The following is a 26,025-nucleotide window of genomic DNA, read 5'->3' as shown; positions in this document are numbered from 1 at the left end:
TTAAAGGGCATTAATCAGTGTGCTGAAAGTTTCTTGCGCAGCCTTGATGATCTGCGACGACGCGGTGTAGTACTGCTGGAACTTGATCATGTCACCCGCCTCTTCATCCAGGTTGACCTGGGACACCGAGTTGCTGGCCGCCTTGTTCGCTGCCAACAGCGCACCCGTCGCGGTGGAGTCGGTAGCGGCCTGGCTGGCTTTTGAGCCCACCTGCGACACGAGTCGGGCGTTGGCGCTGACCAGGCTCACACCCGGGCTGCCGTCGCTGGCGCCTACGGTGGCCTTGGTCTGCAAGTCCAGCAATTGCTGGGCGTTGCGGTTGTCGGAGGTGCCCGAAGCGTTGAACGAGAAAGTCGTGCTGTCACCATTGGCAGGCGAGCCGCCGACCGTGGTGTCGAAGTTGAAGCTTTTGCCCGGGATCAACGCACCGGAGGCATCGCGCATCGGTACGTTGATGCTGATCTTGTTGCCCTGGCCCGGGATGATGGTGCCACTGCCGATCGGATTGCCTTGCGCGTCGCTCACCGTATACGACTGGGTGCCGTCGGCGGCCGGCTTGCCAAAGAGCATTTTTACCGGCATGGAGTTTTCGATGCCGGCGCGCAACTGGGCGGTATCAGCGCCGCCATGAATATCCAGCGGCACAGTCAGCTGAGGCGGTGTGAACGTACCGGTGCCGGTGTTGGTCTTGCTTGCGTTCCCCGCCAAGGGGCCCGCGAAGGCGAGCTTGTTAACGTCCTTCAGGTCGACACCGATGCCCGTGGCCCCGTTGGCCGTGGGGCTGACCTTGAAGCTGTCACCGGCAGCCATGGGCCCTTTGCCGTCCAGTGCCAGGGTAAAGCCATCAATCACCGGCGGCGGCGTGGTGGTGGTGTCGAACGAACCCATGGCCTTGCCGTCGGAGCGGACGACGTTGTACTGGTTACCACTGGTAAACGTGACTTTGTAGTCGTAGGTCGTCAGCTGGCTGCTGTCCTTGATCGTGACATTCAGGTTGCCAGACCCCGCGCTGTTGCCGGCGGCCCCTTGGCTGCGCTGGGAAATCGCCGCCGCGCTGTTGATATCGGTGAACAGCGACGAACCGAATTCGCCGTTGAGGTCCAGGCCCTGGCCCAACTGGTTGTTGATCGTGTCTGCCGTGGCAATCGCGATGCGCCCCAGATCATTGATGGCCGGCATCAGCACGTCACTGCGATAGCGCAGCAAGCCACCGATACTGCCGCCGGTGACCACATTGCCAAGGTCAATGGACGAGTCGCCCATCGAGAGCTGGATGGTGTACTGGCTATTGTCGGTGCTACTCGGTACCGCAGAGATATTATTGGATATCCCGCCTTCCACCAGCGACTGCCCCGTACCGGTCGTAATACTGAACTGTCCGTTTTTTTCCGTGGCCGTAACGCCGATCAGCTCGTTGAGCGAGCGCACCGCTTCGTCACGCGAGTCCAGCAGGTTGGCCGGCGCACTGCTGGAAGTCCCCTGGGCCTGGGCAATCTGCTTGTTGAGCGAGGCGATCGAGGACGTCAGCTTGTTGACCTGGTCCGTCATGGTGCTCAACTGACTGTTGATCGTTTGTTTCTGCTGGTTCAACTGGCCGGAAATGGAGTTGAAGCGGTTGCTCAGGGTCTGGGCGCTGGTCAGCAGCAATTGGCGTGCGGACACGTCGCCCGGGGTGGCAGAAGCCGTCTGCGCCGCCGCGAAAAAGGCACTGAGCACCGAAGACATGCCGGTGTTGGAATCCGACAAGGTCTTGTCGATGGCACTGGCCTGGTCCAGGTAGGCGTTGGCATCGCTGTCGAGTGCCGTGCTGTTCTGGTAAGCCGTGGTGAGGAACTGGTTGTACACCCGACGCACGTCCGCCAGGGTCGTACCGGTGCCGATAAATACGCCGCCGTAGGCGTTCGACGCATTCGCGGTCTGAGCGCTCTGTTGACGCGAGTATCCCGGGGTGTTGACGTTGGCGATGTTGTTACTTAAGACCGACAACGATCCCTGGGCGGCATTGAGCCCCGACATCCCGATATTGAGCAAACTCATGATTCAGACCTTATAAATGAGTGGAAGCGCCCGCGGCAGCGTAGTTCTGGTAGCTGTTCATCGTTTTTGCGATCTGCGAAATCTTGCTGGCGTAATCCGGGTCGGTTGCATAACCGGCTTTTTGCAACTCGCGCACAAACTGTTCCGGGTTGTCGGCTGATTTCACAACTTCTTTATAGCGATCATTGCTTTGCAGCAACGTGACCAGGTCATGGAAGCTGTCCTGGTAGGAATTGTAGGAACGGAACTGCGCCGTCTCCTTGACCATCGCGCCATCGCGAAACTCGCTGGTGATCGCCCGGGCCTGTTCGCCCTGCCAACTCTGGCCGGCCTTGATACCGAACAGGTTGTGGCTGCTGGTGCCATCCTCGGCACGCATCACCGATTTACCCCAACCGGTTTCCAGGGCGGCCTGGGCCACCAGGTAGCGTGGGTCGACGCCAATCCGCGCGGCGGCCTGCTTGGCCATCGGCAACATGGTGGCGACAAATTCATCCTGCGAGCTGAAGGCTTTCTTCGCCGGTGCCAGCGGTGGCTGGGCGACGGCGCGGCCGTAAACCTGCATCTGTCCGTGAGGCGGTATGGCGGCAAGGCTGCGGGCGGTGCTGTTGACCACGCCATCATCGGCAGCGCTGTTACGCAGCGGCGCGGCCTTGGCGGCAGTGGTAGCCTCGGCACCCGGCACGATGCCGGCCAGCAGGCGATCCGTCAGCTTGCTCGGCAACGAGATGCGTCGCTGGTTCATCAGCGCCATGTCGTTGGCGTGGGAGTTGGTGCCTTCAGGCACCGCCACGCGGTACGCCCACAATGGCCGCTGACCATTGCTGCGGCCCAGCGGGCCATCGGCCTTGGTACCGGCGGCAATTTCAGTCGGTACATCCACCTTCTTCGCGGGCGCAGCCGGGCCTTGCAAGGTGGCCGCCTGGGCGTCCACCGGTTTGTTCTTTTGCATCTGGCGCAGCAGCACGTCCGCCAGGCCGATACCGCCGCCCTCGCGGGACAGGGAAACCGCCAACTGCTGGTCGTACATTTCCTGGTACTGCTTGGCCGCCGGGGTATTCAGCGGGTTGTCCTTGCCCAGGGCTTCGGTAGCCGAACGCATGGACTTGAGCATCTCGCCGAGAAACAGCGACTCAAATTCCTGCGCGACCTTGCGCATGTTGCCGTCGCTGTTCTTGTCGCCGACCTTCAACTGGTTAAGCCGGTTGAGGTCGGAATAGGAACCCGAATCCGCCGTGCTGGTCAGGCCGCTCTTGCGCATGTCCATGGCCATGGCGTCAGATCACGATCAGGTCGGCTTGCAAGGCGCCGGCCTGTTTCAATGCTTCGAGGATCGCCATCAAGTCGCCGGGCGCTGCGCCCACCTGGTTCACCGCACGGACAATCTCGTCCAGGGTGGTGCCGGGGCCGAACTTGAACATCGGCTTGGCTTCTTGCTGGGCATTCACCCGCGAACGGGGGACCACGGCAGTCTGGCCGTTGGACAACGGGCCAGGCTGGCTGACGATCGGGTCTTCGGTGATGGTCACGGTCAGGCTGCCGTGGGTCACGGCCGCTGGCGAAACCTTGACGTTCTGGCCGATCACGATGGTGCCGGTCCGCGAGTTGATGATGACTTTCGCCACCGCCTGGCCCGGGTCAACCTCAAGGTTTTCCAGCAGAGACAGGTAGTCCACACGCTGGCTTGGGTCCAGCGGTGCCGTCACACGAACCGAGCCGCCATCGATGGCCTGGGCCACGCCCGGGCCGAGCAACTCATTGATCTTGTCGACCACGCGCTTGGCGGTGGTGAAGTCAGAGCGGTTGAGGTTCAGGGTCAGGCTGTTGCCCTGGTTGAAGCCGCTGGGCACGGTGCGCTCCACCGAGGCACCACCGGGAATCCGCCCGGCCGACGGCACGTTGACGGTGATCTTCGAACCGTCGCGGCCTTCGGCATCAAAGCCACCCACCACCAGGTTGCCCTGGGCAATGGCGTAGACGTTGCCGTCGATACCTTTTAGCGGCGTCATCAGCAAGGTGCCGCCGCGCAGGCTTTTCGAGTTACCCATGGACGAGACGGTGATATCGACCACCTGCCCCGGCTTGGCGAACGGCGGCAAATCAGCGCTGATGGACACCGCCGCGACGTTCTTCAACTGCACGTTGCCCGAGCCCGGCGGTACCTTGATGCCGAACTGCGAGAGCATGTTGTTGAAGGTCTGCAGGGTGAACGGGGTCTGGGTGGTCTGGTCACCGGTGCCGTTAAGCCCCACCACCAGGCCGTAGCCGATCAGCTGGTTGGACCGCACGCCGGAAATGCTCGCGATGTCTTTCAAGCGCTCGGCCTGGGCGCCTGCGCTCAGGGCCAGCAGCAACATCGCAGCCATCAGCTGTTTGAAGTTCAAAGTGATCACCTAGAAAGGGAACAGCGGGCTAAGGAAGAAACGGTCAAACCAGCCCGGCTGACTGGCGTCAGCAAACGAACCCGTACCCGAGTAGGTGATGCGTGCATCGGCAATCCGTGTCGACGGCACGGTGTTGTCGGTGGAGATATCGTCGGCGCGAACCATGCCCGCAATGCGCACCAGTTCGTCACCGGTGTTGAGGGTCATCCACTTCTCGCCGCGTACGGCGATGATGCCGTTGGGCAGCACGTCGGCCACGGTCACGGTGATCGAACCGGTCAGGCTGTTGCCCTGCCCTGCCGCACTCTTGCCGTTGGTGGCACGGTCGCCGCTGTAGCCGGCGTCCAGGCTCAGGTCACCGCTGCCCAGCGGGTTGTTGGTGTTCGGTACACCGCCAAACAATGAAGTCAGGCCGATGCTGGTCTTGCTGGTCTTGCCGATCTGCGAGTTGGCGTTCTTGCTCGCCTGGGTCTTCTCGTTCAGCGTGATGGTGATGATGTCACCGACCCGGAAGGCCTTGCGGTCGCTGTACAGGTTCTGTTCGAACCCGGCCTGGTAGATCGAGCCATTGTTGGCGGCCGCCGGCAACGGCGTGCGCGGCAACACCGGCGCATAGTACGGGTCATTGGGCTTAGGCGTCGGGGCGACACAGCCCGCGAGCACAGCAATCCCACTCAATGCCAGAACAGAAACATAGCGATTCATGACCCATACCTCACGGTGTTGCAGGCGCCTTCAAGGGCGCCCCATAGACTTGATTACAGATTCTGCGTTACGAACGAAAGCATCTGGTCGGCGGTGGAAATCACCTTGGAGTTCATCTCGTAGGCGCGCTGAGTGGTGATCATGTTGACCATCTCTTCAACGGTGCTGACGTTGGACGTTTCCAGGGTGCTTTGCAGGGTGGTACCAAAACCGTTGAGGCCCGGGGTGCCGATTTGCGGCGCGCCGCTGGACGCGGTTTCCAGGAACAGGTTGTTACCGATCGCCTGCAGGCCGGCTGGGTTGATGAAGTCGGCGGTTTGCAGGTTGCCGATCACCTGGGACGCCGGGTTGCCGGCCACGGTGATCGACACGGTGCCGTCGTTGCCGACGGTGAAGGTCTGGGCGTTGTTCGGCACGACAATCGCCGGCTCCAGCGCGAAGCCATTGGCGGTCACGACCTGGCCGTTGGAGTCCAGGTGGAACGTACCGTCACGGGTGTAGGTGGTGGTGCCGTCCGGCTGCAGGATCTGGAAGAAACCCTTGCCGTTGACTGCCAGGTCGAGTGGCTGGCCGGTCTGCTGCAGGTTACCGGCGCTGAAGTTCTTCTGGGTGCCAACGATTGCCACACCGGTACCCAGTTGCAGGCCCGACGGCAATTCGCTGTCCTGGGTCGACTGGGCGCCAGGCTGCTTCTTGATCTGATAGAGCAAGTCCTGGAACTCGGCGCGGTCACGTTTGAAACCCGTGGTCGACACGTTGGCCAGGTTGTTGGAAATGGTGGTCAGGTTGGTGTCCTGGGCGGACAGGCCTGTCTTGGCAACGTATAGAGCCGGAAGCATGTTCTTCTCCTTCGTGCGCCTGTTTTATGGCGCCGCGCTACAAAAATTAGTGTGTGGCTGCTATCAGCTCATCGCCAGGACGCGGGTCATGGCCTGGTCGTCTTCTTTGGCGCTGTTCATCATCTTGATGTGCAATTCGAACTGCTTGGACAGGGCCAGGACTGCCGTCATTTCTTCGACGGCGTTCACGTTGCTCGCCTGCAGGAAGCCCGACGTCAGCTTGACGTTGGCATCGGCCTGGGCCGGCTGGCCATCCTTGGTGTGGATGGTGCCGTCGAGGCCCTTGGTCATGTTCTTGAGGTCGGGCTGCACCAGCTTGATCCGGTCCACTTCAGCCATCACCCGCGGGCCTTCGCCCATGGCGCGGATGCTGATGGTGCCGTCCTGGCCGACTTCGATCTGCTGCTGGGGCGGCACGGCAATCGGGCCGCCGTTGCCCATGATCGGCATGCCGTTGCCGGCCCGCAGCACGCCCAGCGCATCGACGTTCATGCTGGCGCTGCGCACGTAGGATTCGCCGCCATCCGGGTTTTGCACGGCCATCCAGCCGTCACCGCTGACGGCCACATCGAGGTCACGGCCGGTTTCAATCATCGCGCCAGGGGAAAAGTCCGTGCCTGGGCGCTCGGTCAAGGCAAAGGCCCGCGCCGGAAAGCTGTCACCGAACACCGGCATCGAGCGCGCCTGTTCCAGGTCACGCTGGAAACCATTGGTGGAAACGTTCGCCAAGTTGTTGGCGTGGGCCTTCTGCGCCAGTGCATTCTGGCTGGCGCCGGTCATTGCCACGTAAAGGTACTTATCCACGCTCTTTCCTCTTTCTGACGGACGCTTGCCGCCCACCGCTGTACTGATGAGGCTTAAGCAATTTGCGAACCAACTTTTTGAAATGAGGAAAAGTCCAGGCGGGGCGGGGGTTTGCCGGCAGGTGGCAGCTGAGGGCAGTAGGAAGAGAGTCGAAAAAACGGCGGACTTATGCCGCTAACGGCAAGTGCAGGTATCAAGACCGACAAAGAACCCATGTGGGAGCGGGCTTGCTCGCGAATGCGGAGTGTCAGTCACCGGATAATTCGACTGACCCACCGCATTCGCGAGCAAGCCCGCTCCCACAGGTTTAACCGCGTTCGGCTTTGACGACTTCGTAGTCCCGCAACTTGTTGGCAATAGTGGTGTGGGACACGCCCAGCCGCTTGCCCAACAGCCGGCTGCTGGGATGTTCGGCATACAACTGCGCCAGCACCGCCTTTTCAAAGCGCCCGACGATCTCCTCCAACCCGCCTTCCAGGGAAAAATCCCCCAGCGGCTGGCGCACGCCATAGTCCGGCAGGCGAATGTGCTCGGCCTTGACGGTGCCGCCCTCACACAGCGAAACCGCCTGGAACAGCACGTTCTCCAACTGCCGCACATTCCCCGGCCAGTGGTAATGGCTGAGGCGTTCCATCGCCGCCGGTGCGAGCTTGGGCAGCGGGCAGCCGATCTGCCGGCTGGCCTGATCCAGGAAGTGCTCCACCAGCGGCGGCAAACCGTCGAGGCACTCGCGTAGCGGCGGGATATGCAGCGAGAGCACATTGAGACGATGGTAAAGGTCCTGGCGGAATTCGCCCCGGGCGCACAGTTCGGAAAGGTCCACCTGGGTCGCGCAGATCACCCGCACATCCAGGTACACCTCTTCATCACTGCCTACACGGCGAAAGCAGCCGTCCTGCAGAAAGCGCAGCAACTTCACCTGCAACCGCGCGCTCATTTCGCCGACGCCGTCGAGAAACAACGTACCGCCCGCCGTCAGCTCCAGCAGTCCCAACTTGCCCTCCGCCCTCGCCCCTTCAAAGGCGCCGGGACCATAGCCGAACAACTCGGTCTCGGCCATGGACTCGGGCAAACCGGCGCAGTTGAGCGCCATCAACGGCGACTGGCCGCGTGGGCTGGCCAGGTGACAAGCGCGGGCCAGCAACTCTTTGCCGGTGCCGGTTTCGCCTTCTATTAATAGAGGCGCATCCAACGGCGCCATGCGCCGAGCCTCACGCACCACGGCGGCCATGACCCTGGAGCTTTGGAAAATGCTGTCGAAGCCGCGCAGCTCCTGCTTGCGCACATTGTAGATACGCTCCCCCACCCGGTCGGCGCGGTGCAGGGTCAGTACGGCGCCGGCCATGGCTTCGCTGTCGTCATGCTCGGAGGATTGCAGCGGCGCAATATCGGCCAGGAATACATCGCCCTTGACCTTGACCCGCAGGCCGTTGATTCGCGATTTGCTGGCCCGTACCAGTTCCGGCAAATCGAAATCTTCGGCGTAGCGTGACAACGGAATGCCCGGCACCTCATCCACCCGTACTCCGAGCAACTGCGCCGCCGCGCGGTTGGCCGCGACGATGGAGCCGCCCATGTCGATGGACAGCACCGGAAACTCCAGCGCCCCCAGCAGCGCGTTGAGCTCCATATGCCGACGCTCGCTGGGCATCAGCCCTACCCGCTTGACGCCAAATACCCCGGCAATCGCCTCGAACTGCGGGCGCAATGCCTGGAACTGCAGGTTCACCAGGTTCGGGCAATAGAGGTAGATGGCGTTGCCGTGCTCGCCACCGACCTCGCCCTTGGCAACGTTCACGCCGTACTCCACCAGCAGGTTGAGGATGTCCCGCAGGATGCCGATGCGGTTCTGGCAATGCACTTTGATACGCATGAGAAGGCCCGAAGAGGTGGAGTCGCTGCGTCTTTTTGCCGCTGGCCGCAGATAATCGTCAAGATTATGTGACAGCTGCGAGGCGATTCACACCCAAAATACGCCACAGGGAGAACGAATTGCCTCAGCCGTAACGAAAACTTTACGAATCTCAGTAACTTTTCCTACAAAAGCATGGCGCAGGAGGATGGCTTCCTGGCCCAGGCGGCGTATCAATAGGCTCATCCCAGGACATAACAAGAACGAATGCCTAGCAGGAGAGCAGTATGAAGCAGACGCAGTACGTGGCCCGCGAGCCCGACGCGAACGGTTTTATCGACTACCCGCCCGAAGAACACGCGGTGTGGAACACCCTGATCACGCGCCAACTGAAAGTGATCGAGGGCCGCGCCTGCCAGGAATACCTGGACGGCATCGACAAGCTCGGCCTGCCCCACGACCGCATTCCACAGCTGGCGGAAGTCAACAAAGTGCTGGCCGAGACCACGGGCTGGCAAGTCGCCCGGGTGCCGGCGCTGATCCCCTTCCAGACTTTTTTCGAATTGCTCGCCAACAAGCAGTTTCCGGTGGCGACGTTTATTCGTACCCGTGAAGAGCTGGATTACCTGCAGGAACCGGACATTTTTCACGAGATCTTCGGCCATTGCCCACTGCTGACCAACCCCTGGTTCGCGGAATTCACCCACACCTACGGCAAGCTCGGCCTGGCCGCCACCAAGGAACAGCGCGTGTACCTGGCGCGCCTGTACTGGATGACCATCGAGTTCGGCCTGGTGGACACGCCCGAAGGCCGGCGCATCTACGGTGGCGGCATCCTGTCTTCGCCCAAGGAGACCGTGTACTGCCTCTCGGACGTGCCCGAGCATCAAGCCTTCGACCCGCTCGAAGCGATGCGCACGCCGTATCGCATCGACATCCTGCAACCCGTGTACTTCGCCCTGCCCAACCTCAAGCGCCTGTTCGAAGTGGCGCAGGAAGACATCATGGGCATGGTCGAACGCGGGATGCAGCTGGGGCTGCACGCACCGAAGTTCCCGCCCAAGCCAAAAGCGGCTTGAACTGCGGCTTTAGGGCCAGGTGAGTCTGTTCCCTGGCCCCGCGTTGCTTTAGGGTGACGCTACTGACGACCGTTTCCAAATACTCGATTTCAGGAATACCCACATGACCACGTTGAACCAAGCCCACTGCGAAGCCTGCCGCGCCGACGCCCCGCAAGTCAGCGACGAAGAGTTGCCGGTGCTGATCAAGCAGATCCCCGACTGGAACATCGAAGTACGCGATGGCGTGATGCAGCTGGAAAAGGTCTTCCTGTTCAAGAATTTCAAATTCGCCCTGGCCTTCACCAACGCCGTGGGCGTGATCTCCGAAGCTGAAGGCCATCACCCGGGCCTGCTCACCGAATGGGGCAAAGTCACCGTGACCTGGTGGAGCCACTCCATCAAGGGCCTGCACCGCAACGACTTCATCATGGCCGCGCGCACCGACGAAGTGGCCAAGGATGCTGAGGGCCGCAAGTAATGCATTTCGACGCAATTGGCCGGGTGCCCGGAGACCCGATCCTCGGGCTGATGGAGCTGTATGCCCAGGACCCGAACCCGCTCAAGTTCGACCTCGGCGTGGGCGTGTACAAGGACGACCAGGGCCTGACGCCGATCCCGCATTCGGTGAAACTGGCCGAGCAGCGCCTGGTGGAGCAACAAACCACCAAGACCTACATCGGCGGCCATGGCAACGCCGCGTTCGGCTCGCTGATCAGCGAGCTGGTGCTGGGCGCCGGTTCGCCACTGCTGAGCGAGCGCCGCGCCGGCGCCACCCAGACGCCTGGCGGCACCGGCGCGCTGCGCCTGAGCGCCGACTTTATCGCCCACAGCCTGCCCGGCCGTGGCATATGGCTGAGCAACCCGACCTGGCCGATTCACGAAACCATATTCGCCAAGGCCGGGCTCAAGGTCAGCCATTACCCGTACGTGGGCAGCGACAATCGCCTGGACGTAGCGGCGATGCTGGCCACCCTGTCCACCGTACCAAAAGGCGATGTGGTGCTGCTGCACGCCTGCTGCCACAACCCGACCGGTTTCGACCTGTCCCACGATGACTGGCGCCAGGTGCTGAAGATCGTCCAGGAACGTCAGTTGCTGCCGCTGATCGACTTTGCGTATCAGGGGTTTGGCGATGGCCTGGAACAGGATGCATGGGCGGTGCGGCTGTTCGCGGCTGAGCTGCCTGAAGTACTGATCACCAGTTCCTGCTCGAAGAACTTCGGTTTGTACAGCGACCGTGTCGGCGCGTTGATTGTGTGCGCGGCGGACGCCGAGAAACTGACGGATGTGCGCAGCCAGCTGGCGTTCATTGCGCGTAACTTGTGGTCGACGCCGCCGGACCATGGTGCTGCTGTGGTGGCGACGATTCTCGGTGACGCCGGGCTGAAAAAGCAGTGGGCCGAGGAAGTTGAAGCGATGCGGGCGCGGATTGCGCAGCTGCGTTCCGGGCTGGTGGAGGCGTTGGCGCCCCATGGCTTGTCGGAGCGGTTTGCGCACATCGCGGCGCAACGCGGGATGTTTTCCTATACCGGGTTGAGTGCGGATCAGGTGAAGCAACTGCGGGACAAGCACAGCGTGTATATGGTCAATTCCGGGCGTGCGAACGTGGCGGGGATTGATGCGACGCGGTTGACGTTGTTGGCAGAAGCGATCGCAGATGTTTCCCACACCTGACTGAAGAAACCGGCTCCAAATGTGGGAGCGGGCTTGCTCGCGAAGGCGGTGGGTCAGTCGAATTATCTGGTGACTGACACTCCGCATTCGCGAGCAAGCCCGCTCCCACATTTAGACTGAGTGAGTCTGTGAGTCTGTGGGTTTGAGGCTTAGCCCGCGACCATTTCGGCCTTTAGTTGCGCCTCTTTCGCCTGGGCATCCGCCAATCGATACAGCTCGATATGCCCGTCCCAGTGCTCGATCAGCGCTGTGCACGACTCCACCCAATCCCCGCAATTGAGGTAGTCCACCTCGCCCACCTTGCGAATCTCCGCATGGTGGATGTGCCCGCACACCACGCCATGCAGCTCGCGCTTGGTCACTTCGTGGGCGATCGCTTCTTCAAAATCACTGATAAAGCTCACCGCCGTCTTGACCTTGTGCTTGAGGTACGCCGACAACGACCAATAGCCGTAGCCATAGCGCGCACGCCAGTGGTTCAGCCAGCGGTTGAGCGTGAGGGTGAATTCGTAGGCCGAATCGCCGAGGAACGCCAGCCAGCGGTGGTACCGGGTGATCACGTCGAACTGGTCGCCATGGATCACCAGCAAATGCCGGCCATCGGCAGTCACGTGCACCGCCTCGTCCACCAACTGGATATTGCCGAGGATCAGCTTCGAATAACGCCGCAGGAATTCATCGTGGTTGCCGGTGACGTAGATCACCTCGGTGCCGCGCTTGCTCATGGTCAGCAGGCGGCGGATCACGTTGGTGTGGGCCTGGGGCCAATACATGCCGCTGCGCAGCTTCCAGCCGTCGATGATGTCGCCCACCAGGTAGACCTTGTCGGCGTGGTAGCCCTTGAGGAAATGCGAGAGGTGTTCGGCCTGGCAATCCCGAGTGCCCAAATGCACGTCGGAAATCCACAGGGTACGCACGCGTTGCTTGCGGCTGGGTTTGGCGAGTTCGGCGCTGGTCATGGGCATGCCTCACGGTGTTTTCGCGAGCTTGCGCCCATGGGATTAATAGCCCATGACAGTGTTGCGTCAGTCTGATGACAGCGCCCACAGGCGGCGAAGCGATGTAAACTGCGGGCCTGCCCAGGAGACTGCGATGAGACCCAACCTCACGCTACGCCACTACCCCGATGCGCCTATCGCCCATAGCCACGACCATGCACAGCTGGTGTTTGGCCTGTCCGGGCACCTGGACTTCGAGGTGGATGGCCGGGGCGGCCAGGTGCAGCACAGCAGTGTGATGGTGCTGCCCTACTCCGCCCATCACGCGTGCCGCAGTCGCGATGGCAGCCGCTGCCTGGTGCTGGACGTGCCCGATGAGCACTGGCTGGCGCAGTCCCTGGGCGAGCATGCCGACGCCAGCCGCCGCTTGCTCGACCGGTGCGCACACCTGACCCTCGACAATCGCCAAAGCCAACTGGTGCAATGGCTGGCAAGCAGCCCGGTGGACGACCCGCTGATCGCCCAGCAAGGCGCCGTATTGCTGCTGGCCAGCCTCAACCTTGCGCAGCCGCCGGTGGGCAAGCGCCTGCCCTATGCCGCGTTCGATGCGCATATCCAGCGGCACGCCGCGCACCCACTGCAAGTGGCGGACCTGGCGAAGCTCGCCGACCTGTCCGTCGCCCGCCTGCATGCACGGTTTATCGCGGAAAGCGGGCAGACGCCGATGGACTACATACGCACCCGGCGCTTGCAGATGGCCCGCGGCCTGTTGCGCGACAGCCAGCTGCCCATCGGCGAGATTGCCGCGCGGGTGGGCTATGGTTCGCAAAGTGCATTTGCTGCGGCGATGCTGCGCGAGTTTGGCCTCTCGCCCCGAGCCTTCAGACGAGCACCGCCCGGTGTGGGAGCTGGCTTGCCTGCGATAGCATCACCGCGCGCTATATGAACGACCGAGTTGCCTGCATCGCAGGCAAGCCAGCTCCCACAGGGATCTTCACCAAGCAAGAGTCCTGCGACAAAAGCCGCGAGCCCAACGACAGACGCGAATGCCTGCAACCCTCTAGACTGCGATCCTGTAAACCCGTCGTTTAAGGATCGCAATGACTCCCCGCACAGCCCTCGGCGCCCTGCATATCGGCGCATTGATGTTTGGCCTCACTGGTGTGTTCGGCAAACTGGCGGCCGCTTCGCCGGCGATTATCGTGTTCGGCCGCGCCGCGTTCGCGGTCATTGCCCTGGCGATCTTTGCGCGCTTTGCCAGCAACACGCCCTGGCAGAAGCTGCAAGCCCGCGACTGGCGCCGCCTGCTGGTCAGCGGCCTGCTGCTGGCCGGGCATTGGGTGAGTTTCTTTATTGCGGTAAAGGTCGCCGGTGTGGCCATCGCCACCTTGGGCTTCGCCACCTTCCCGGCGTTCACGGTGATTCTCGAAGGCTTGATTTTCCGCGAGCGGATTCGCGCCAACGAGATCCTGCTGGTGGTGCTGGTGAGCATCGGCCTGGTGCTGGTCACGCCGGATTTCAATCTCGCCAGCCAGGCCACCAGCGGCTTGTTGTGGGCGGTCGGCTCCGGGTTGTTGTTCTCGCTGCTGTCGCTGAACAACCGCGCCAGTGGGCGCATCCCGCCGGTGCAGGCCGCCTTGTGCCAGAACGTGGTGGTAGCGCTGTGCCTGTTGCCCGTCGCCGCGCCCGGGCTGGCCGAAGTGCGACCAGTGGACTGGCTGTGGATCGGTCTGCTCGGGGTGTTCTGCACCGGCCTGGCCCATAGCCTGTTTGTCGCCAGCCTCGCGGTGCTCAAGGCGCGCACGGCGGCGGTGGTGTTTGCCATGGAGCCGGTGTACGGCATCACCGCGGCCTGGCTGCTGTTTGCTGAAACGCCGACCCTGCGCATGCTGATGGGCGGCGCGCTGATCATCGTGGCCATCGTGGTGTCCGGGCTGATGGGCGGCGCCAAACCGGCCAAGCAGCCGGCCACCACGGCCGAGGTTCATTGAGTACGGTCGTTATGCCCCAGGTCCCGTTGCGGGTCGATCTGGTCACGTACCCGTTGCTTGAGCACCTTGGCTTCCGGGAAGCCCCCGTCGGCCTTGCGTTCCCAGATCTGCACACCGTCGCAGGTAATCCGAAACGCACCGCCGGTGGCCGGCTCCAGGGCCACTTTGCCGAGGTCATCGGCGAACGTGCTCAGCAGTTCCTGGGCCAGCCAGGCGGCGCGCAGCAGCCACTGACACTGGGTGCAATAGGTGATGACAATCTCGGGCTTGGCCGCTGACATGAATTGACTGGCTCCTGCTTGGCGGGTTGAAAGGATCGAGTGGCTATAATACCGGCCTTTATCGTCCTGCCTTGAGATTGATGATGCGCCGCCTGTTGTCCTGCCTGTTGCTGTGCCTGTTCCCTGTCCTCGTCCAAGCCGTCGAAAATCCGCGCCCGAAGATCGGCCTGGTCCTCTCCGGCGGTGCCGCCCGTGGCCTGGCGCACATTGGCGTGCTCAAGGCCCTGGAAGAACAGGGCATCCACATCGATGCGATTGCCGGCACCAGCATGGGTGCGGTGATCGGCGGGCTGTATGCCTCGGGCTACAAGATCGACGAGCTGGAAAAACTCGCGCTGAACATCGACTGGAAGCTCGCCCTGTCCGACGCGCCACCGCGGGAAGACGTGCCATTCCGGCGCAAGCAGGATGACCGGGATTTCCTGGTCAAACAGAAACTCAGCTTCCGCGACGACGGCAGCCTCGGCCTGCCACTGGGGGTGATCCAGGGTCAGAACCTGGCCTTGCTGCTGGAAAGCATGTTCGCCCACACCAGTAACGTGCGGGATTTCGACAAGCTGCCGATCCCCTTTCGCGCCGTGGCCACCGACATCACCAGTGGTGAAAAAGTGGTGTTCCGCAAAGGCCACCTGCCCCAGGTGATCCGCGCCAGCATGTCGATCCCGGCGGTGTTTGCCCCGGTGGAGCTGGATGGCCGGCTGCTGGTGGATGGCGGCATGACCGATAACATCCCGCTGGATGTGGCGCGGGAAATGGGGGTCGACATCGCCATCGTCGTCGACATCGGCACCCCGCTGCGCTCACGCAAGCAACTCAACACCGTGGTGGACGTGCTCAACCAGTCCATCACCCTGATGACTCGGCGCAATTCCGAAGAACAACTCAAGGCCCTGGCGCCCCGCGACGTGCTGATCCAGCCGCCCCTGGCCGCCTACGGGGTGACGGATTTCGGGCGCGCCAAGGACATGATCGACGCGGGCTACCGCGCCACCCGCGCACTCGACGTGCGCCTGGCGCACCTGCGCCCGGCCGAACCGGTGGACCCGTCGCTGGTGGCCGCGCGAACGGCCGGCGAGCGCAACCCGGTGATCACCGCAATCAAGGTAGAGAACGACTCCAAGGTGGGCGACGAGGTGATCCGCTACTACATCCGCCAGAACCTCGGCGAGCCTCTGGACCTGGCCCGCCTGCAAACCGACATGGGCACTCTGTACGGCCTGGATTACTTCGAACAGGTGCAATACCGCGTGGTGAAAAAGGGCAAGGACAACACCCTGGTCATCAGTGCCCGGGGCAAACGCAGCGGCACCGACTACCTGCGCCTGGGCCTGAACCTGTCGGATGACATGCGCGGCGACAGCGCCTTCAACCTCGGCGCCAGCTACCGCATGAACGGCATCAACCGCCTCGGCGCCGAATGGCTGACGCGGGTGCAGATCGGGGACAAGCAGGAGTTGTACAGCGAGTTCTATCAGCCGATGGACACCGGTTCACGCTACTTCGTCGCGCCCTATATCAGTGCCCAGGCACAGAACGTCGAACTGATTGAAGACAATAACCCGATCTCCGAATACCGCCTGGAACGCTACGGCTTCGGCCTGAACGTGGGCCGGCAGATCGGCAACAGCGGCGAGATTCGTTTCGGCGTCGGCGAGGCCTGGGGCAAGGCGGATGTGCGCATTGGCGACCGGAATTCACCGAGCATCAACTTCAGCGAGGGTTTCTATGAGCTGAAGTACTCCTTCGACTCGTTCGACAACGTGTACTTCCCCCATACCGGCGAAGACATTGGCCTGGCCTTCCGGGAGTTCGAACCGGGGCTGGGTTCGGACCAGCGCTATCGCCAGTGGGAGTTCAAGCTGGACAAAGCCATGAGCAGCGGGCCGGACACACTGATCCTCGGCGGGCGGTATGGGCGCACCCTGGATAAGTCGGACGTGGTGATTTCCAGCTTCCTGCTGGGGGGCGCGCGGCAGCTGTCGGGCTTCCGGGAGGATGCGATTGCCGGGCAGAACATCAGCCTGATGCGCGCGGTCTACTATCGCCGGCTGACGCCGCGGTCTTATTTGCCGCTGGATTTCCCGTTGTACCTGGGCGCATCACTGGAGCGAGGGCGGGCTTGGAACAACGACAATGAATACGACAGCGGGTACATCAACGCCGCCAGTATTTTCCTGGGGTTTGATACGCCGCTGGGGCCGTTGAATTTCAGTTATGGGTTTAACGATGACAGTCAGCAGGCGGTGTACCTGAACCTGGGGCAAACCTTCTAACTACGCCGCAAAACCCATGTGGGAGCGAGCTTGCTCGCGAAGGCGGTGTGTCAGTCAGCACATGTATTCACTGACACTCCGCCTTCGCGAGCAAGCCCGCTCCCACATTTTTGATCTTCTGTGTACCTGGGGTCAGGACTTCTCGAGATTTCCGAGGATGTGTTCATGCACCCGCATGCACACCCGCAGATCCTCTTCATCGACACCCACAAACAGCTCATGGCGCAAGGCCGTGGCGATGGTCTCGATCTGCTCGATCAGCGGCTTCGCGGTGTCGCACAGCACAATGCGCTTGGCGCGGCGGTCTTCCACCACGGCCTGGCGTTGCACCAGGCCCTGGCTTTCCAGGCTGTCGAGCAAACGGGCCAAGGTGGGCCCCTCTACCCCGACGCTCTGCGCCAGCTCACGCTGGGTAGGCGGTTCGGTAAAACGGGCCAGGTGCAGCAGCACCAGCCAGCGTGCCTGGGACAGTCCCAAACCTGCCAAGCGGCGATCCAGCTCGGCACGCCATCCTCGGGACATATGCGCCAACTGCATGCCAAAACGGTGTTGATCGGTTAACGGCATAAAAAACTCATGGATTAGACTGAAAATAAAGTGTGGCTAATTATTAGTCAGCTAAGCATGACCCATGCCAGTAGGCAAGACCCGGTATGTACTGATTCGTTACATTGTCGTAATTGGCACATCAAATCTCGAATTCCGACTGCAAAGCGGCCCTTACGCAGTACAAAACGCCCTCGGGAACGCGGCCGGTAAACAGCGGCGCAATCTCGGAAACGGGTGGCAATTCGCCTTCTCCATCCAGGAATGCATCCTGGATTTCACCGAGCAAATCTTCCGGCAGATCAAGGGCCTGCTCCAACGACAACTGCTGCTTGCCAATGGACTCGGCGAGCAAGGTGTAGACGTTCTTCTCCGAGCACTGCAGCTGCCCGGCAATCTGGATCGGGGTCATGCCGGCACGGGCGAGGCTGATCAACTCGTGGCGGATGTCGGCGACCTCTTTCGGCGCCTCGACCTGGCCGCCGAGCACTTCGAGGAAGGCCTGGCCATAACGCTCCAGCTTGCGCGCACCGACGCCGCTGACCCTGGCCATCTCGCCGAGGGTAGTGGGATGGTCGCGGAGCATTTCCAGCAAGGTGGAGTCCGGGAAGATGACGTAAGGCGGCACGCTGTGTTCCTGCGCCAACTTCTTACGCAGCGCGCGCAGGGCTTCCCACTGTTCGCGCTCTTCGAAACGCACCAGTTGGCTGGCCTGGCTGGTGCTGCTCTTGGCGGTGGTTTGCGGCTTGAGGTCGCGGCGCAGCTCCAGGCTGACTTCGCCCTTGAGCAGCGGCCGGCAACTGTCGTTCAGGCGCAGGCCGCCGTAGCCTTCCAGGTCGATGTCCACCAGGCCACGGGCGACCATCTGCCGGAACAGCGAGCGCCACTCGCCTTCGGCGCGAGCCTTGCCCACACCGTAGACCGAGAGTTTTTCGTGGCCGAAGCTGCGAATCTTTTCATTGTCCTTGCCCAGCAACACGTCCACCAGGTGGCCGACGCCATAGCGCTGACCGGTGCGGTAGATCGCCGACAACGCCTGGCGCGCCGGCTCGGTGGCGTCCCAAGTCTGCACGCCGTCCACGCAGTTGTCGCAGTGGCCGCAGGGCTTGGGCATGTCTTCGTCGAAGTAGGCGAGCAAGGTCTGGCGACGGCAGCGGGTTTCTTCACACAGCGACAGCATCGCGTCGAGCTTGTGCTGTTCCAGGCGCTTGTGGCGCTCGTCGCCTTCGGAGTTCTGCAGCATCTGCTTGAGCATCACCACGTCTTGCAGGCCGTAGACCATCCACGCATCCGCCGGCAGGCCGTCACGGCCGGCACGCCCGGTTTCCTGGTAGTACGCCTCGAGGGATTTGGGCAAATCCATGTGGGCCACGAAGCGCACGTTGGATTTGTCGATGCCCATGCCGAACGCGATGGTGGCGACCATGATCAGGCCTTCCTCGTTGAGGAAGCGCTTCTGGTGGTAGGCCCGCAGTTCGTTGGGCAAACCCGCGTGATACGGCAGTGCCGGGTAGCCTTGTTCACTGAGGAATGCGGCGACCTCATCGACCTTCTTGCGCGACAGGCAATAGACGATGCCGGCGTCGCTGCGCCGATCGGAGAGGAACGCCAGCAGCTGCTTGCGCGGCTGTTCCTTGGGCACAATGCGGTAAAAGATATTCGGCCGGTCGAAGCTCGAGAGGAAGCGCTCGGCGTTCTGCAGGTGCAGGCGCTCGACGATTTCTTCGCGGGTCCGCTTGTCGGCGGTGGCGGTCAGGGCGATGCGCGGGACGTTGGGGAACAGCTCCGCCAGTTGGCCCAGTTGCAGGTATTCACGACGGAAATCGTGGCCCCATTGGGACACACAGTGGGCTTCGTCGATGGCGAACAGGGCGATTTCCAGGCTCTGCAGGAACGCCAGCATCCGTGGCTGCACCAGGCGCTCGGGGGCGAGGTAAAGCATCTTCACTTCGCCGCGCTTGATCCGGGCGGCGAGGTCGCGCTGCTGTTCGGCGCTGAGGGTGGAGTTCAGCGAAGCGGCCGCCACGCCGAGCTCTTCAAGGGTGGCCACCTGGTCGTCCATCAGGGCGATCAACGGCGACACCACCACCGCAAGCCCTTCCCGCAAGAGTGCCGGTACCTGGAAGCACAGCGACTTGCCGCCGCCGGTAGGCATCAGCACCAGGGCGTCACCGCCGTTGGCCACGCGCTCAATGATCGCACCCTGGCGGCCACGAAAACTGTCGTAGCCGAAGATGTCCTTGAGGACGCGTTGAGCCTGCTCGAGCATGAAAAACTCCAAATATCGCCGAAATCCCTCTGTACAGGCTGGTCGAAAAAGCACGCTTGAGCGGGAAATAATCCGTAAGCGAACTTTTCCCGCGACTGGCGCTTGGCCTGCAGGGGCATCACAAAACGCGGCAGTATACCCGAGCGTTACCCGGCAAAGGGTGCCGTTGGTGAATTGCCGCCGGGCTCAAATACCTCTCAAATCTGTGCTGCGGCTGGCCTGGCAGCTCAAGAAAGCCTAGAATTGCCCATCGTTTATTCCCAAGGTAGTCCGTCAATGTCCTTCGCTGAGCAACTAACCCGCCTGCAAGCCTTCCTCGATGCCGATGAGCTGCACGACGAGGCGCTGGACTACGTGGCCGCCCACGGCTATCTGACCGCGCTGTCGATATGCTCCGATGTCGTTCCCGACCGTGAATGGATCGACGCCCTGTTCTCCGAAGAGCCTCACTACAGTGATGCCGCCCAGCGCGAAGAAATCGAATCGACCCTGCTGGCCCTCAAGGCTCACATTGGCCGCCAACTGGCTTCCGATGAAGAGTTCGAACTGCCTTGCGACCTGGACCTGGGCGAAGACCCGGACGACTCCGAACTGCGCGGCTGGTGCATCGGTTTCATGGAAGGCGTGTTCCTGCGTGAAGAGGCCTGGTTCGAAACGGCTGAAGAAGAAGTCAGCGAAATGCTGCTGCCGATCATGGTCGGTTCCGGCCTGTTCGACGAGCAACCTGAGTTCTCCGACATCGCCGCCGACGCCAACCTGATGGACGACATGATCGTTCAGATCCCGGAAGCGCTGACCGCCCTGTACCTGCTGTGCAACGCACCTGACGAAAAGCCGGCGATCCTCAAGCCTCGCCACCACTAAGACCGTTGCCCGTGGCGCCCATGGGCAACCGTTCCGTGATCCTGCGTTACGTTCTGCTGGCCATCGGCTGGTTGAGCGTGGCGCTCGGGGTAATCGGCATCTTCCTGCCGGTGCTGCCCACTACCCCCTTCCTTCTGCTGGCTGCCGCCTGCTTTGCCCGTAGCTCCCCGCGCTTCTACCACTGGCTGGTGGAACACCCGCGCCTGGGGCCGTGGATTCGTGACTATCTGGATGGCAACGGGATTCCGCTCAAGGGCAAGGTGTATGCCATTGGGTTGATGTGGGTGAGTATCGGGTTTTCCTGCTACCTGGTGCCGCTGATCTGGGCGCGAGGGTTCATGCTGACCAGTGCGGTGTTGGTGACGGTTTATATTTTGCGGCAGAAGACCTTGCCCAAGGCACCGCAGGACTAAATGTGGGAGCGGGCTTGCTCGCGAATACGGTGGATCAGTCAGCACATGTATCGGCTGACACACCGTATTCGCGAGCAAGCCCGCTCCCACATTTTTAATCCAGTCGCTTCAGAGGGATCAACGCATCGGCGGCAAGCCATACGCCGCCAAATCAAAGTCAGCCAACTTGCGAATAATCTGGTCGGCATGGTGGTACTTGCTGTCCGCCATCGCCTCATCCGGCACCGCAATCGCGGTCATGTGCGCAGCCTTCGCCGCTGTCACGCCAAACGGCGAATCCTCAAACACCAGGCAATCCTCTGGCGCCACACCCAAGCGGCGCGCCGCCGTCAGGAAGATATCCGGCGCCGGCTTGGCCGCCCCGACTTCCGGGTCATCCGCCGTGACGATGGTGTCGAACAACCCAAACCACTCACGGTGCAGCGTGGTCTTGTGACCAAACGAATTGCGCGACGAACTGGTGCCCACGGCAATCGGAATGTTATGCGCCTTCAAGTGCCGCACCAGCGCCTCAGCACCCGGCATGCCCAAGGCCTTGGGGAAACGCTCGCTCATCAGCGGCTCGCGGATCACCAGGAATTCTGCGGGGGTAATCGGCAGGTCCAGCGCCTTGACCACGTAATCCGCCAGGTCCTGGGCGCCGCGACCAATGATGTGCTGCTTGATCCCCCAGTCATAGGTACGGCCATAGCGTTCGGCGATGATCTGTGTGACTTCGGTGTAGATGCCTTCTGTGTCCAGCAACAACCCGTCCATATCGAAAATGACAGCCTTGATCGGGACAGCGGTACGCGGTGCATTCATCACTACAGATCCGTGGGCAAAAGGACTAAAAGGATTCAGCACAATAACGGCCAGCGTTACCTGCAAGCAACCGTTACGGCCTTGTGCCGAATCCAGTCAGTGCTTCACTCGGGAAAATCCGCCCCCTCAGTTACCTCAGCCCACGCATCAAAATCCGCACTCAGCGCCTTCACCTTGGTCCGCGCAAAGGTCAACGCAGCCTTGCCCAGCAACAGGCGCAATGGCGGTTGCTCAGCCTCCACCGCCTTGACGATGGCAATCGCCGCGCGCACCGGATCACCCGGCTGCTTGCCGCTGTAGTTGCGAACCATATTGGCCCGTGCCACCGCCGTTTCCTTGTAGTCGGCAATCCCGTGAGCCGCCTCGTTGGCCGAACGCCCGGCCCAGTCGGTGCGGAACGGGCCCGGCTCGACCAGCAACACCTTGATCCCCAACGGCGCGACTTCCTGGGACAGCGCCTCGGAAAGGCCCTCCACCGCAAACTTGGTCGCATTGTAGAAACTCAGCGACGGGAACGCCGCCACACCGCCTACCGAGGAAATGTTCACGATGCTGCCCGAGCGCCGGGCGCGCATGCCGGGCAAGGCCGCGCGGGTCATGGCGCTCAAGCCCCACACGTTGATTTCGAACATGTTGCGCACGTCATCCAGGTCGCTTTCTTCGAAGGAGCCGAAGTAGCCGACACCGGCGTTGTTGACCAGTACGTCGATATGGCCGAAACGTTCTTCAGCCGCTTTGACAGCCGCCTCGACCTGGGCCTGGTCGGTAACGTCCAGCGTCAGGACCAGGGCGTTTTCTTCGTGACCGGCAACGATGTCTTGCACCTGCTGCGGATTACGCGCGGTGACCACGGTCGGGTAGCCGAGGCTCAGGGTGTGCAACGCCAGCTGGCGGCCGAAACCGGTGGAGCAGCCAGTGATGAACCAGACGGGTTTTGCGGTGGAAGTCGTCATAAAGGGCCAATCCTCGTGTGTGTAGGAAAAGTATGCGCGCCGCTGTTCTTGCTAAAAAGATGCATAATCCACAATCGGAAATACCACACAATGGACACGCCCGATTTTCAGCAGTTGCGACTGTTCCTGCAGGTCGCCCGCTCGAAAAGCTTCACCCAGGCGGCCGACGCCAGCAGCCTGTCGGTGTCGACCGTCAGCCATCGCGTGCGCGCCCTCGAGAAACAGTTGGGTGTGCAACTGCTCAACCGCACCACCCGCAGCGTCAGCGTGACCGAGGCCGGCGAGCAGTTGATCCAGAAGATCACGCCGCTGCTGGAAGAACTGCAAACCAGCCTGCACAGCGTAGCAGCGGCGACGGTCGACGCCGCCGGCACCTTGCGCCTGAACATTCCCTCCACCGCCAGCCGAATGGTCCTGCAACCGTTGCTCCAGCGCTTCCTGCGCAAATACCCGGGCATCAACCTGGAAGTGGCGGTGGACAACAGCCTGGTGGACATCGTCGCCCAGGGTTTTGACGCGGGCATCCGCTACGACCATGTGCTGGCCGAAGACATGGTGGTGGTGCCGGTGGCGACGCAGTTGCGATTCGTCATCGTCGCCACGCCGCAGTATTTGCAGGGGCGCAAACTGCCCACTCATCCCCACGACTTGCTCGAGCATGAGTGCGTCAACTACCGCAGTGCGCAGACCGGCTCGCTGCACCGCTGGGACTTTGAAAAAGCCGGCAAGCAGATGCGGGTTACGGTAAAAGGCCGGCTGGCGACCAACGATGTTGAATTGATGGTGCGCGGTGCGCTGGACGGGTTTGGCTTTGCCTACGTGGCGCGCTCCAGCGTCGAGCAGTACCTGCAACGCGGTGAGTTGGTGGAGGTGCTGGACGACTGGATTGCCCACAGCGCGCTGTATTTGTATTACTTCAACCGTACGAACACGCCGAAGAAATTGCGGGTGTTTATCGAGTTCCTGAAGGAAGAATTCGGGACCTGATCCATTCAAAAAGCGAACCCCATCATGCTCTACCGCTTCGCCGCCGACGGCCTGGTGCTGTTTCATTTGTCGTTCATTCTGTTCGTGCTGTTTGGCGGTTTGCTCGCCCTCAAATGGCGACCGGTCATGTGGCTGCATTTGCCTGCCGCCGCGTGGGGCGTTGCCGTTGAAGTGTTCCATCTGCCCTGCCCGCTGACCCGCTGGGAAAATCTGTTTCGTCATTTGGCCGGGCAGGACGGATATGGCGGCGGCTTTATCGAGCATTACATCCTGGCCATGATCTACCCGGCCGGGCTGACGCCGCAGATCCAGCTGGGGCTGGGCGCGCTGGTGCTGTTGATCAATATCGCGGTGTATGTGCGGCTGATCAGGCGCGCTTAGGCAAGCAGCCGATACCCACCAATGTCGCCTCAACCGCCTCGTCCAAAGGCGTGTGCGGTTCACTGCCCAATATCTGTACGAGGCGGCGGTTGTCCATCCGCACCTCGGTTTGCCACAGGTAACGCATTTCCTGCATCTCGCGGAAGGTGGTGACAAAGGGCGCGGCCAGTTTCAGCAGCCACCACGGGAAAGCACGTACAGAAGGCTGTTGGCCGGTCCTGCGTGACACCACCCGCTGAATCGCCTGGCTCATCTGCCGACCATCGGCATCTATGTGCCCCGCCATATGAAAACGGGCGAAGGCATCAAGGCTGTCGCGGCGTGCAATCAACTCGACCATGGTCCTCGCCACATCAGGCAGGTAAGCCCACTGATGCCCCACGCCTGGTGCTCCCGGATAACTCACGCTGGCCACCGGTTTTGCGGGTTTGACCAGGCCTTGGGAAAACCAGCTGCTGCCGGCCTTGGCGCCGAAAAAATCGCCTGCCCGCACGATCAGCGCTCGTGCGCCCTGCCGGGTCGCCTCAAGCAAACGCTGCTCCATCTCCACCCGGATCGCGCCCTTGCGGGTAAGGGGATGCTGCGGCGAATCTTCCTCCAACCGCGCGAATGCATCAGGCCCGAAGTTGTACACCGTGCCCGGCAAGACAATCGTCGCCCCTTCCGCGACTGCCGCCGCGATGCTGTTGTCGATCATCGGCAGCACCAGCTCCACCCAGCGCTGGTAACCGGGCGGATTCACCGCATGCACGATCACCGAACAACCCCGGGCCGCTGCGACGACTTCCCCACGGTTCAGCGCATCACCTTTTATCCAGGTGAAATCGGCATTCTGCTTGTGAGCCTTATCCACATCCCTCGTCAGGGCGCACACCTGCCAGCCCGCAGCGAACAACTGCCGTGCCACCTCACCACCAATCCCGCCTGTCGCGCCCATTACCAGAACCTTGTTCATGCTTTTTCCCCTGAGGGTTGTGTGATGGGGCGATTCTGTTTGCCGGCGAGCTATAGAGGAATTGCCGAAGATCATCCAGACGCTATACATTTATGCATGGCATCAAATATTGGTTGGGAGCTTTACCGGTCGTTCCTCGGGGTACTCAAGGAAGGATCGTTGTCGGGGGCCGCACGGCAGCTCGGCATCACGCAGCCCACGGTCGGGCGGCACATCGCTGCGCTGGAAAAATCCCTCAACGTGGTGCTGTTCACCCGCTCCGCCAGCGGCCTGTTGCCCACGGCGGTCGCCCTCACCCTGCGCACCCATGCCGAAACCATGGAAACCACGGCTGCCGCCCTCGAGCGCGCCGCCTCTCCACAAGGCCCGGAAGTACGCGGCGTGGTACGGGTATCTGCCAGCGAAGTGATCGGCGTGGAAGTCCTGCCGCCGATCATCACCCGCCTGCGCCAACAGCACCCGCACCTCAGGGTCGAACTGGTGCTGAGCAATCGCCTGCTGGACCTGCTGCAACTGGAGGCCGACATCGCTGTGCGAATGGTCCGACCCAGCCAGGAACAACTTCTGGCGAAAAGGATCGGCGTTATCGAAGTCGGCCTGCATGCGCGCAACGACTACCTGCAACAACATGGCACACCCCAGAGCCTGAATGATCTCTCAGCTCATTCAGTCATCGGCTACGACCAGGAAAGCGCCTTCATCCGCAGCCTGGCCGTCAAAGGCTTCGAGCGCAGCGCCTTTTCCCTCAGCAGCGACAGCGACCTCGCACAACTGGCCCTGATCCGCGCCGGCGCCGGCATCGGTGGCTGCCAGGTCAAACTGGCCCGGCAAGACACCCGCCTGAGCCGGGTCCTGCCGGACGCATTTGCCCTGCAACTGGACACCTGGGTCACCATGCACGAAGACCTGCGCAACAGCCCGCGCTGCCGCGTCACCTTTGACGCCCTGGTGGCCGGTTTGCAGCATTACGTACAGGATTGAGACAGCTTCGCTGGTGAAGAATCAGAGTCCCTC

Annotated in this window: 25 protein-coding genes; 11 read left to right on the top strand and 14 right to left on the bottom strand. The window is 61.9% G+C overall.

What is annotated here, in order from left to right:
• The 7 genes from flgK to HX824_RS13220 all read right to left on the bottom strand — a co-directional run bounded on the left by flgK (position 1) and on the right by HX824_RS13220 (position 8,642).
• Positions 1 to 2,037, bottom strand: coding sequence for a flagellar hook-associated protein FlgK (flgK, locus tag HX824_RS13250; RefSeq protein WP_102604682.1), 2,037 nt, complete (start codon positions 2,035 to 2,037; stop codon positions 1 to 3).
• A 10-nt stretch (positions 2,038 to 2,047) separates the two neighbouring features.
• Positions 2,048 to 3,310 (bottom strand): flagellar assembly peptidoglycan hydrolase FlgJ, encoded by a 1,263-nt coding sequence (flgJ, locus tag HX824_RS13245; RefSeq protein ID WP_177054655.1) that lies wholly within the window; start codon positions 3,308 to 3,310, stop codon positions 2,048 to 2,050.
• A gap of 4 nt (positions 3,311 to 3,314) precedes the next feature.
• The gene (locus HX824_RS13240; RefSeq protein ID WP_032899355.1) at positions 3,315 to 4,403 is read right to left on the bottom strand and encodes a flagellar basal body P-ring protein FlgI; all 1,089 of its coding nucleotides are present in this window, start codon (positions 4,401 to 4,403) and stop codon (positions 3,315 to 3,317) included.
• Between the two features lie 27 nt (positions 4,404 to 4,430).
• Complete coding sequence (flgH, locus tag HX824_RS13235) at positions 4,431 to 5,126, bottom strand: flagellar basal body L-ring protein FlgH (RefSeq protein ID WP_003214607.1); 696 nt, start codon at positions 5,124 to 5,126, stop codon at positions 4,431 to 4,433.
• Positions 5,127 to 5,179: 53 nt separating this feature from the next.
• Complete coding sequence (gene flgG / locus HX824_RS13230) at positions 5,180 to 5,965, bottom strand: flagellar basal-body rod protein FlgG (RefSeq protein WP_003214609.1); 786 nt, start codon at positions 5,963 to 5,965, stop codon at positions 5,180 to 5,182.
• A 63-nt stretch (positions 5,966 to 6,028) separates the two neighbouring features.
• Positions 6,029 to 6,769 (bottom strand): flagellar basal body rod protein FlgF, encoded by a 741-nt coding sequence (locus tag HX824_RS13225; protein ID WP_003214611.1) that lies wholly within the window; start codon positions 6,767 to 6,769, stop codon positions 6,029 to 6,031.
• A gap of 307 nt (positions 6,770 to 7,076) precedes the next feature.
• On the bottom strand, positions 7,077 to 8,642 hold the full coding sequence (locus HX824_RS13220; protein WP_003214613.1) for a sigma-54-dependent phenylalanine hydroxylase transcriptional regulator PhhR: 1,566 nt from the start codon (positions 8,640 to 8,642) through the stop codon (positions 7,077 to 7,079).
• Positions 8,643 to 8,908: 266 nt separating this feature from the next.
• Between HX824_RS13220 and phhA the strand changes: the two genes are divergently transcribed.
• The 3 genes from phhA (at position 8,909) to HX824_RS13205 (ending at position 11,356) form a co-directional block, all read left to right on the top strand.
• Positions 8,909 to 9,700, top strand: coding sequence for a phenylalanine 4-monooxygenase (gene phhA / locus HX824_RS13215; protein ID WP_003214615.1), 792 nt, complete (start codon positions 8,909 to 8,911; stop codon positions 9,698 to 9,700).
• A 103-nt stretch (positions 9,701 to 9,803) separates the two neighbouring features.
• Positions 9,804 to 10,160, top strand: a complete 357-nt coding sequence (locus tag HX824_RS13210) for a 4a-hydroxytetrahydrobiopterin dehydratase (protein ID WP_003214616.1) — start codon at positions 9,804 to 9,806, stop codon at positions 10,158 to 10,160.
• Entirely contained in the window at positions 10,160 to 11,356 is a 1,197-nt protein-coding gene (locus HX824_RS13205; RefSeq protein WP_177054654.1) for an amino acid aminotransferase, read from the top strand. Before HX824_RS13210 ends, HX824_RS13205 begins: the two co-directional genes overlap by 1 nt.
• Before the next feature lie 149 nt (positions 11,357 to 11,505).
• Here HX824_RS13205 and HX824_RS13200 read toward each other — a convergent pair whose 3' ends face one another.
• Entirely contained in the window at positions 11,506 to 12,315 is an 810-nt protein-coding gene (locus HX824_RS13200; protein ID WP_003214618.1) for a UDP-2,3-diacylglucosamine diphosphatase, read from the bottom strand.
• A gap of 133 nt (positions 12,316 to 12,448) precedes the next feature.
• Between HX824_RS13200 and HX824_RS13195 the strand changes: the two genes are divergently transcribed.
• Together HX824_RS13195 and HX824_RS13190 are read left to right on the top strand one after the other, a co-directional pair.
• Positions 12,449 to 13,240, top strand: coding sequence for an AraC family transcriptional regulator (locus HX824_RS13195; RefSeq protein ID WP_102606513.1), 792 nt, complete (start codon positions 12,449 to 12,451; stop codon positions 13,238 to 13,240).
• A 154-nt stretch (positions 13,241 to 13,394) separates the two neighbouring features.
• The gene (locus tag HX824_RS13190; RefSeq protein WP_102369680.1) at positions 13,395 to 14,285 is read left to right on the top strand and encodes a DMT family transporter; all 891 of its coding nucleotides are present in this window, start codon (positions 13,395 to 13,397) and stop codon (positions 14,283 to 14,285) included.
• Here HX824_RS13190 and HX824_RS13185 read toward each other — a convergent pair.
• Positions 14,279 to 14,566 carry a SelT/SelW/SelH family protein gene (locus HX824_RS13185; RefSeq protein WP_003214624.1) on the bottom strand — a complete coding sequence of 96 codons (288 nt, stop codon included), beginning with the start codon at positions 14,564 to 14,566 and terminating at the stop codon, positions 14,279 to 14,281. The two genes, HX824_RS13190 and HX824_RS13185, sit on opposite strands and share 7 nt — an antisense overlap.
• Before the next feature lie 83 nt (positions 14,567 to 14,649).
• On the opposite strand from HX824_RS13185, the gene HX824_RS13180 reads away from it, so the two are divergent.
• Complete coding sequence (locus HX824_RS13180) at positions 14,650 to 16,839, top strand: patatin-like phospholipase family protein (protein WP_177027712.1); 2,190 nt, start codon at positions 14,650 to 14,652, stop codon at positions 16,837 to 16,839.
• A 132-nt stretch (positions 16,840 to 16,971) separates the two neighbouring features.
• Here the strand turns inward: HX824_RS13180 and HX824_RS13175 are convergent, their stop codons facing one another.
• Together HX824_RS13175 and recQ are read right to left on the bottom strand one after the other, a co-directional pair.
• Positions 16,972 to 17,406, bottom strand: coding sequence for a MarR family transcriptional regulator (locus HX824_RS13175; protein WP_004371158.1), 435 nt, complete (start codon positions 17,404 to 17,406; stop codon positions 16,972 to 16,974).
• Between the two features lie 121 nt (positions 17,407 to 17,527).
• Positions 17,528 to 19,654, bottom strand: coding sequence for a DNA helicase RecQ (recQ, locus tag HX824_RS13170; protein ID WP_004371161.1), 2,127 nt, complete (start codon positions 19,652 to 19,654; stop codon positions 17,528 to 17,530).
• Between the two features lie 276 nt (positions 19,655 to 19,930).
• On the opposite strand from recQ, the gene HX824_RS13165 reads away from it, so the two are divergent.
• A complete protein-coding gene (locus tag HX824_RS13165; RefSeq protein WP_004371163.1) occupies positions 19,931 to 20,518 on the top strand; it encodes a YecA family protein in 588 nt (195 codons plus the stop codon).
• A 20-nt stretch (positions 20,519 to 20,538) separates the two neighbouring features.
• Positions 20,539 to 20,931: a YbaN family protein gene (locus HX824_RS13160; protein WP_004371165.1), complete on the top strand. Its 393-nt coding sequence runs from the start codon at positions 20,539 to 20,541 to the stop codon at positions 20,929 to 20,931.
• A gap of 117 nt (positions 20,932 to 21,048) precedes the next feature.
• Here the strand turns inward: HX824_RS13160 and HX824_RS13155 are convergent, their stop codons facing one another.
• Both HX824_RS13155 and HX824_RS13150 read right to left on the bottom strand, forming a co-directional pair.
• Entirely contained in the window at positions 21,049 to 21,735 is a 687-nt protein-coding gene (locus HX824_RS13155) for an HAD-IA family hydrolase (RefSeq protein WP_004371166.1), read from the bottom strand.
• A 104-nt stretch (positions 21,736 to 21,839) separates the two neighbouring features.
• A complete protein-coding gene (locus HX824_RS13150) occupies positions 21,840 to 22,688 on the bottom strand; it encodes an oxidoreductase (RefSeq protein ID WP_087692746.1) in 849 nt (282 codons plus the stop codon).
• Positions 22,689 to 22,778: 90 nt separating this feature from the next.
• On the opposite strand from HX824_RS13150, the gene HX824_RS13145 reads away from it, so the two are divergent.
• On the top strand, positions 22,779 to 23,675 hold the full coding sequence (locus HX824_RS13145) for a LysR family transcriptional regulator (protein WP_004371170.1): 897 nt from the start codon (positions 22,779 to 22,781) through the stop codon (positions 23,673 to 23,675).
• A gap of 24 nt (positions 23,676 to 23,699) precedes the next feature.
• Complete coding sequence (locus HX824_RS13140) at positions 23,700 to 24,056, top strand: DUF2784 domain-containing protein (RefSeq protein ID WP_004371171.1); 357 nt, start codon at positions 23,700 to 23,702, stop codon at positions 24,054 to 24,056.
• Here the strand turns inward: HX824_RS13140 and HX824_RS13135 are convergent.
• Complete coding sequence (locus tag HX824_RS13135) at positions 24,043 to 25,011, bottom strand: SDR family oxidoreductase (RefSeq protein ID WP_177054653.1); 969 nt, start codon at positions 25,009 to 25,011, stop codon at positions 24,043 to 24,045. The two genes, HX824_RS13140 and HX824_RS13135, sit on opposite strands and share 14 nt — an antisense overlap.
• Positions 25,012 to 25,107: 96 nt before the next feature.
• Here HX824_RS13135 and HX824_RS13130 point away from each other — a divergent pair, with 96 nt between their 5' ends.
• The gene (locus HX824_RS13130; protein WP_177054652.1) at positions 25,108 to 25,992 is read left to right on the top strand and encodes a LysR family transcriptional regulator; all 885 of its coding nucleotides are present in this window, start codon (positions 25,108 to 25,110) and stop codon (positions 25,990 to 25,992) included.
• Positions 25,993 to 26,025 lie beyond the last annotated feature (33 nt).

This window comes from Pseudomonas sp. D4002 (genome assembly GCF_013385665.1).
Lineage (GTDB): Bacteria > Pseudomonadota > Gammaproteobacteria > Pseudomonadales > Pseudomonadaceae > Aquipseudomonas.
The sequence above is the reverse complement of the archived record's forward strand: the minus strand, read 5'-3'. Positions and strand labels throughout refer to the sequence as shown.

Coding starts and splice junctions, on each gene's coding strand:
- flgJ (WP_177054655.1), bottom strand. CDS start 3,310: ATGGCCATGGACATGCGCAAGAGCGGCCTGACCAGCACGGCGGATTCG.
- HX824_RS13160 (WP_004371165.1), top strand. CDS start 20,539: ATGGGCAACCGTTCCGTGATCCTGCGTTACGTTCTGCTGGCCATCGGC.
- HX824_RS13150 (WP_087692746.1), bottom strand. CDS start 22,688: ATGACGACTTCCACCGCAAAACCCGTCTGGTTCATCACTGGCTGCTCC.
- recQ (WP_004371161.1), bottom strand. CDS start 19,654: ATGCTCGAGCAGGCTCAACGCGTCCTCAAGGACATCTTCGGCTACGAC.
- HX824_RS13135 (WP_177054653.1), bottom strand. CDS start 25,011: ATGAACAAGGTTCTGGTAATGGGCGCGACAGGCGGGATTGGTGGTGAG.
- HX824_RS13200 (WP_003214618.1), bottom strand. CDS start 12,315: ATGACCAGCGCCGAACTCGCCAAACCCAGCCGCAAGCAACGCGTGCGT.
- HX824_RS13220 (WP_003214613.1), bottom strand. CDS start 8,642: ATGCGTATCAAAGTGCATTGCCAGAACCGCATCGGCATCCTGCGGGAC.
- HX824_RS13145 (WP_004371170.1), top strand. CDS start 22,779: ATGGACACGCCCGATTTTCAGCAGTTGCGACTGTTCCTGCAGGTCGCC.
- flgK (WP_102604682.1), bottom strand. CDS start 2,037: ATGAGTTTGCTCAATATCGGGATGTCGGGGCTCAATGCCGCCCAGGGA.
- HX824_RS13180 (WP_177027712.1), top strand. CDS start 14,650: ATGCGCCGCCTGTTGTCCTGCCTGTTGCTGTGCCTGTTCCCTGTCCTC.
- HX824_RS13205 (WP_177054654.1), top strand. CDS start 10,160: ATGCATTTCGACGCAATTGGCCGGGTGCCCGGAGACCCGATCCTCGGG.
- HX824_RS13175 (WP_004371158.1), bottom strand. CDS start 17,406: ATGCCGTTAACCGATCAACACCGTTTTGGCATGCAGTTGGCGCATATG.
- HX824_RS13155 (WP_004371166.1), bottom strand. CDS start 21,735: ATGAATGCACCGCGTACCGCTGTCCCGATCAAGGCTGTCATTTTCGAT.
- HX824_RS13210 (WP_003214616.1), top strand. CDS start 9,804: ATGACCACGTTGAACCAAGCCCACTGCGAAGCCTGCCGCGCCGACGCC.
- flgH (WP_003214607.1), bottom strand. CDS start 5,126: ATGAATCGCTATGTTTCTGTTCTGGCATTGAGTGGGATTGCTGTGCTC.
- HX824_RS13190 (WP_102369680.1), top strand. CDS start 13,395: ATGACTCCCCGCACAGCCCTCGGCGCCCTGCATATCGGCGCATTGATG.
- HX824_RS13165 (WP_004371163.1), top strand. CDS start 19,931: ATGTCCTTCGCTGAGCAACTAACCCGCCTGCAAGCCTTCCTCGATGCC.
- HX824_RS13185 (WP_003214624.1), bottom strand. CDS start 14,566: ATGTCAGCGGCCAAGCCCGAGATTGTCATCACCTATTGCACCCAGTGT.
- HX824_RS13130 (WP_177054652.1), top strand. CDS start 25,108: ATGGCATCAAATATTGGTTGGGAGCTTTACCGGTCGTTCCTCGGGGTA.
- HX824_RS13140 (WP_004371171.1), top strand. CDS start 23,700: ATGCTCTACCGCTTCGCCGCCGACGGCCTGGTGCTGTTTCATTTGTCG.
- HX824_RS13240 (WP_032899355.1), bottom strand. CDS start 4,403: ATGGCTGCGATGTTGCTGCTGGCCCTGAGCGCAGGCGCCCAGGCCGAG.
- HX824_RS13195 (WP_102606513.1), top strand. CDS start 12,449: ATGAGACCCAACCTCACGCTACGCCACTACCCCGATGCGCCTATCGCC.
- phhA (WP_003214615.1), top strand. CDS start 8,909: ATGAAGCAGACGCAGTACGTGGCCCGCGAGCCCGACGCGAACGGTTTT.
- flgG (WP_003214609.1), bottom strand. CDS start 5,965: ATGCTTCCGGCTCTATACGTTGCCAAGACAGGCCTGTCCGCCCAGGAC.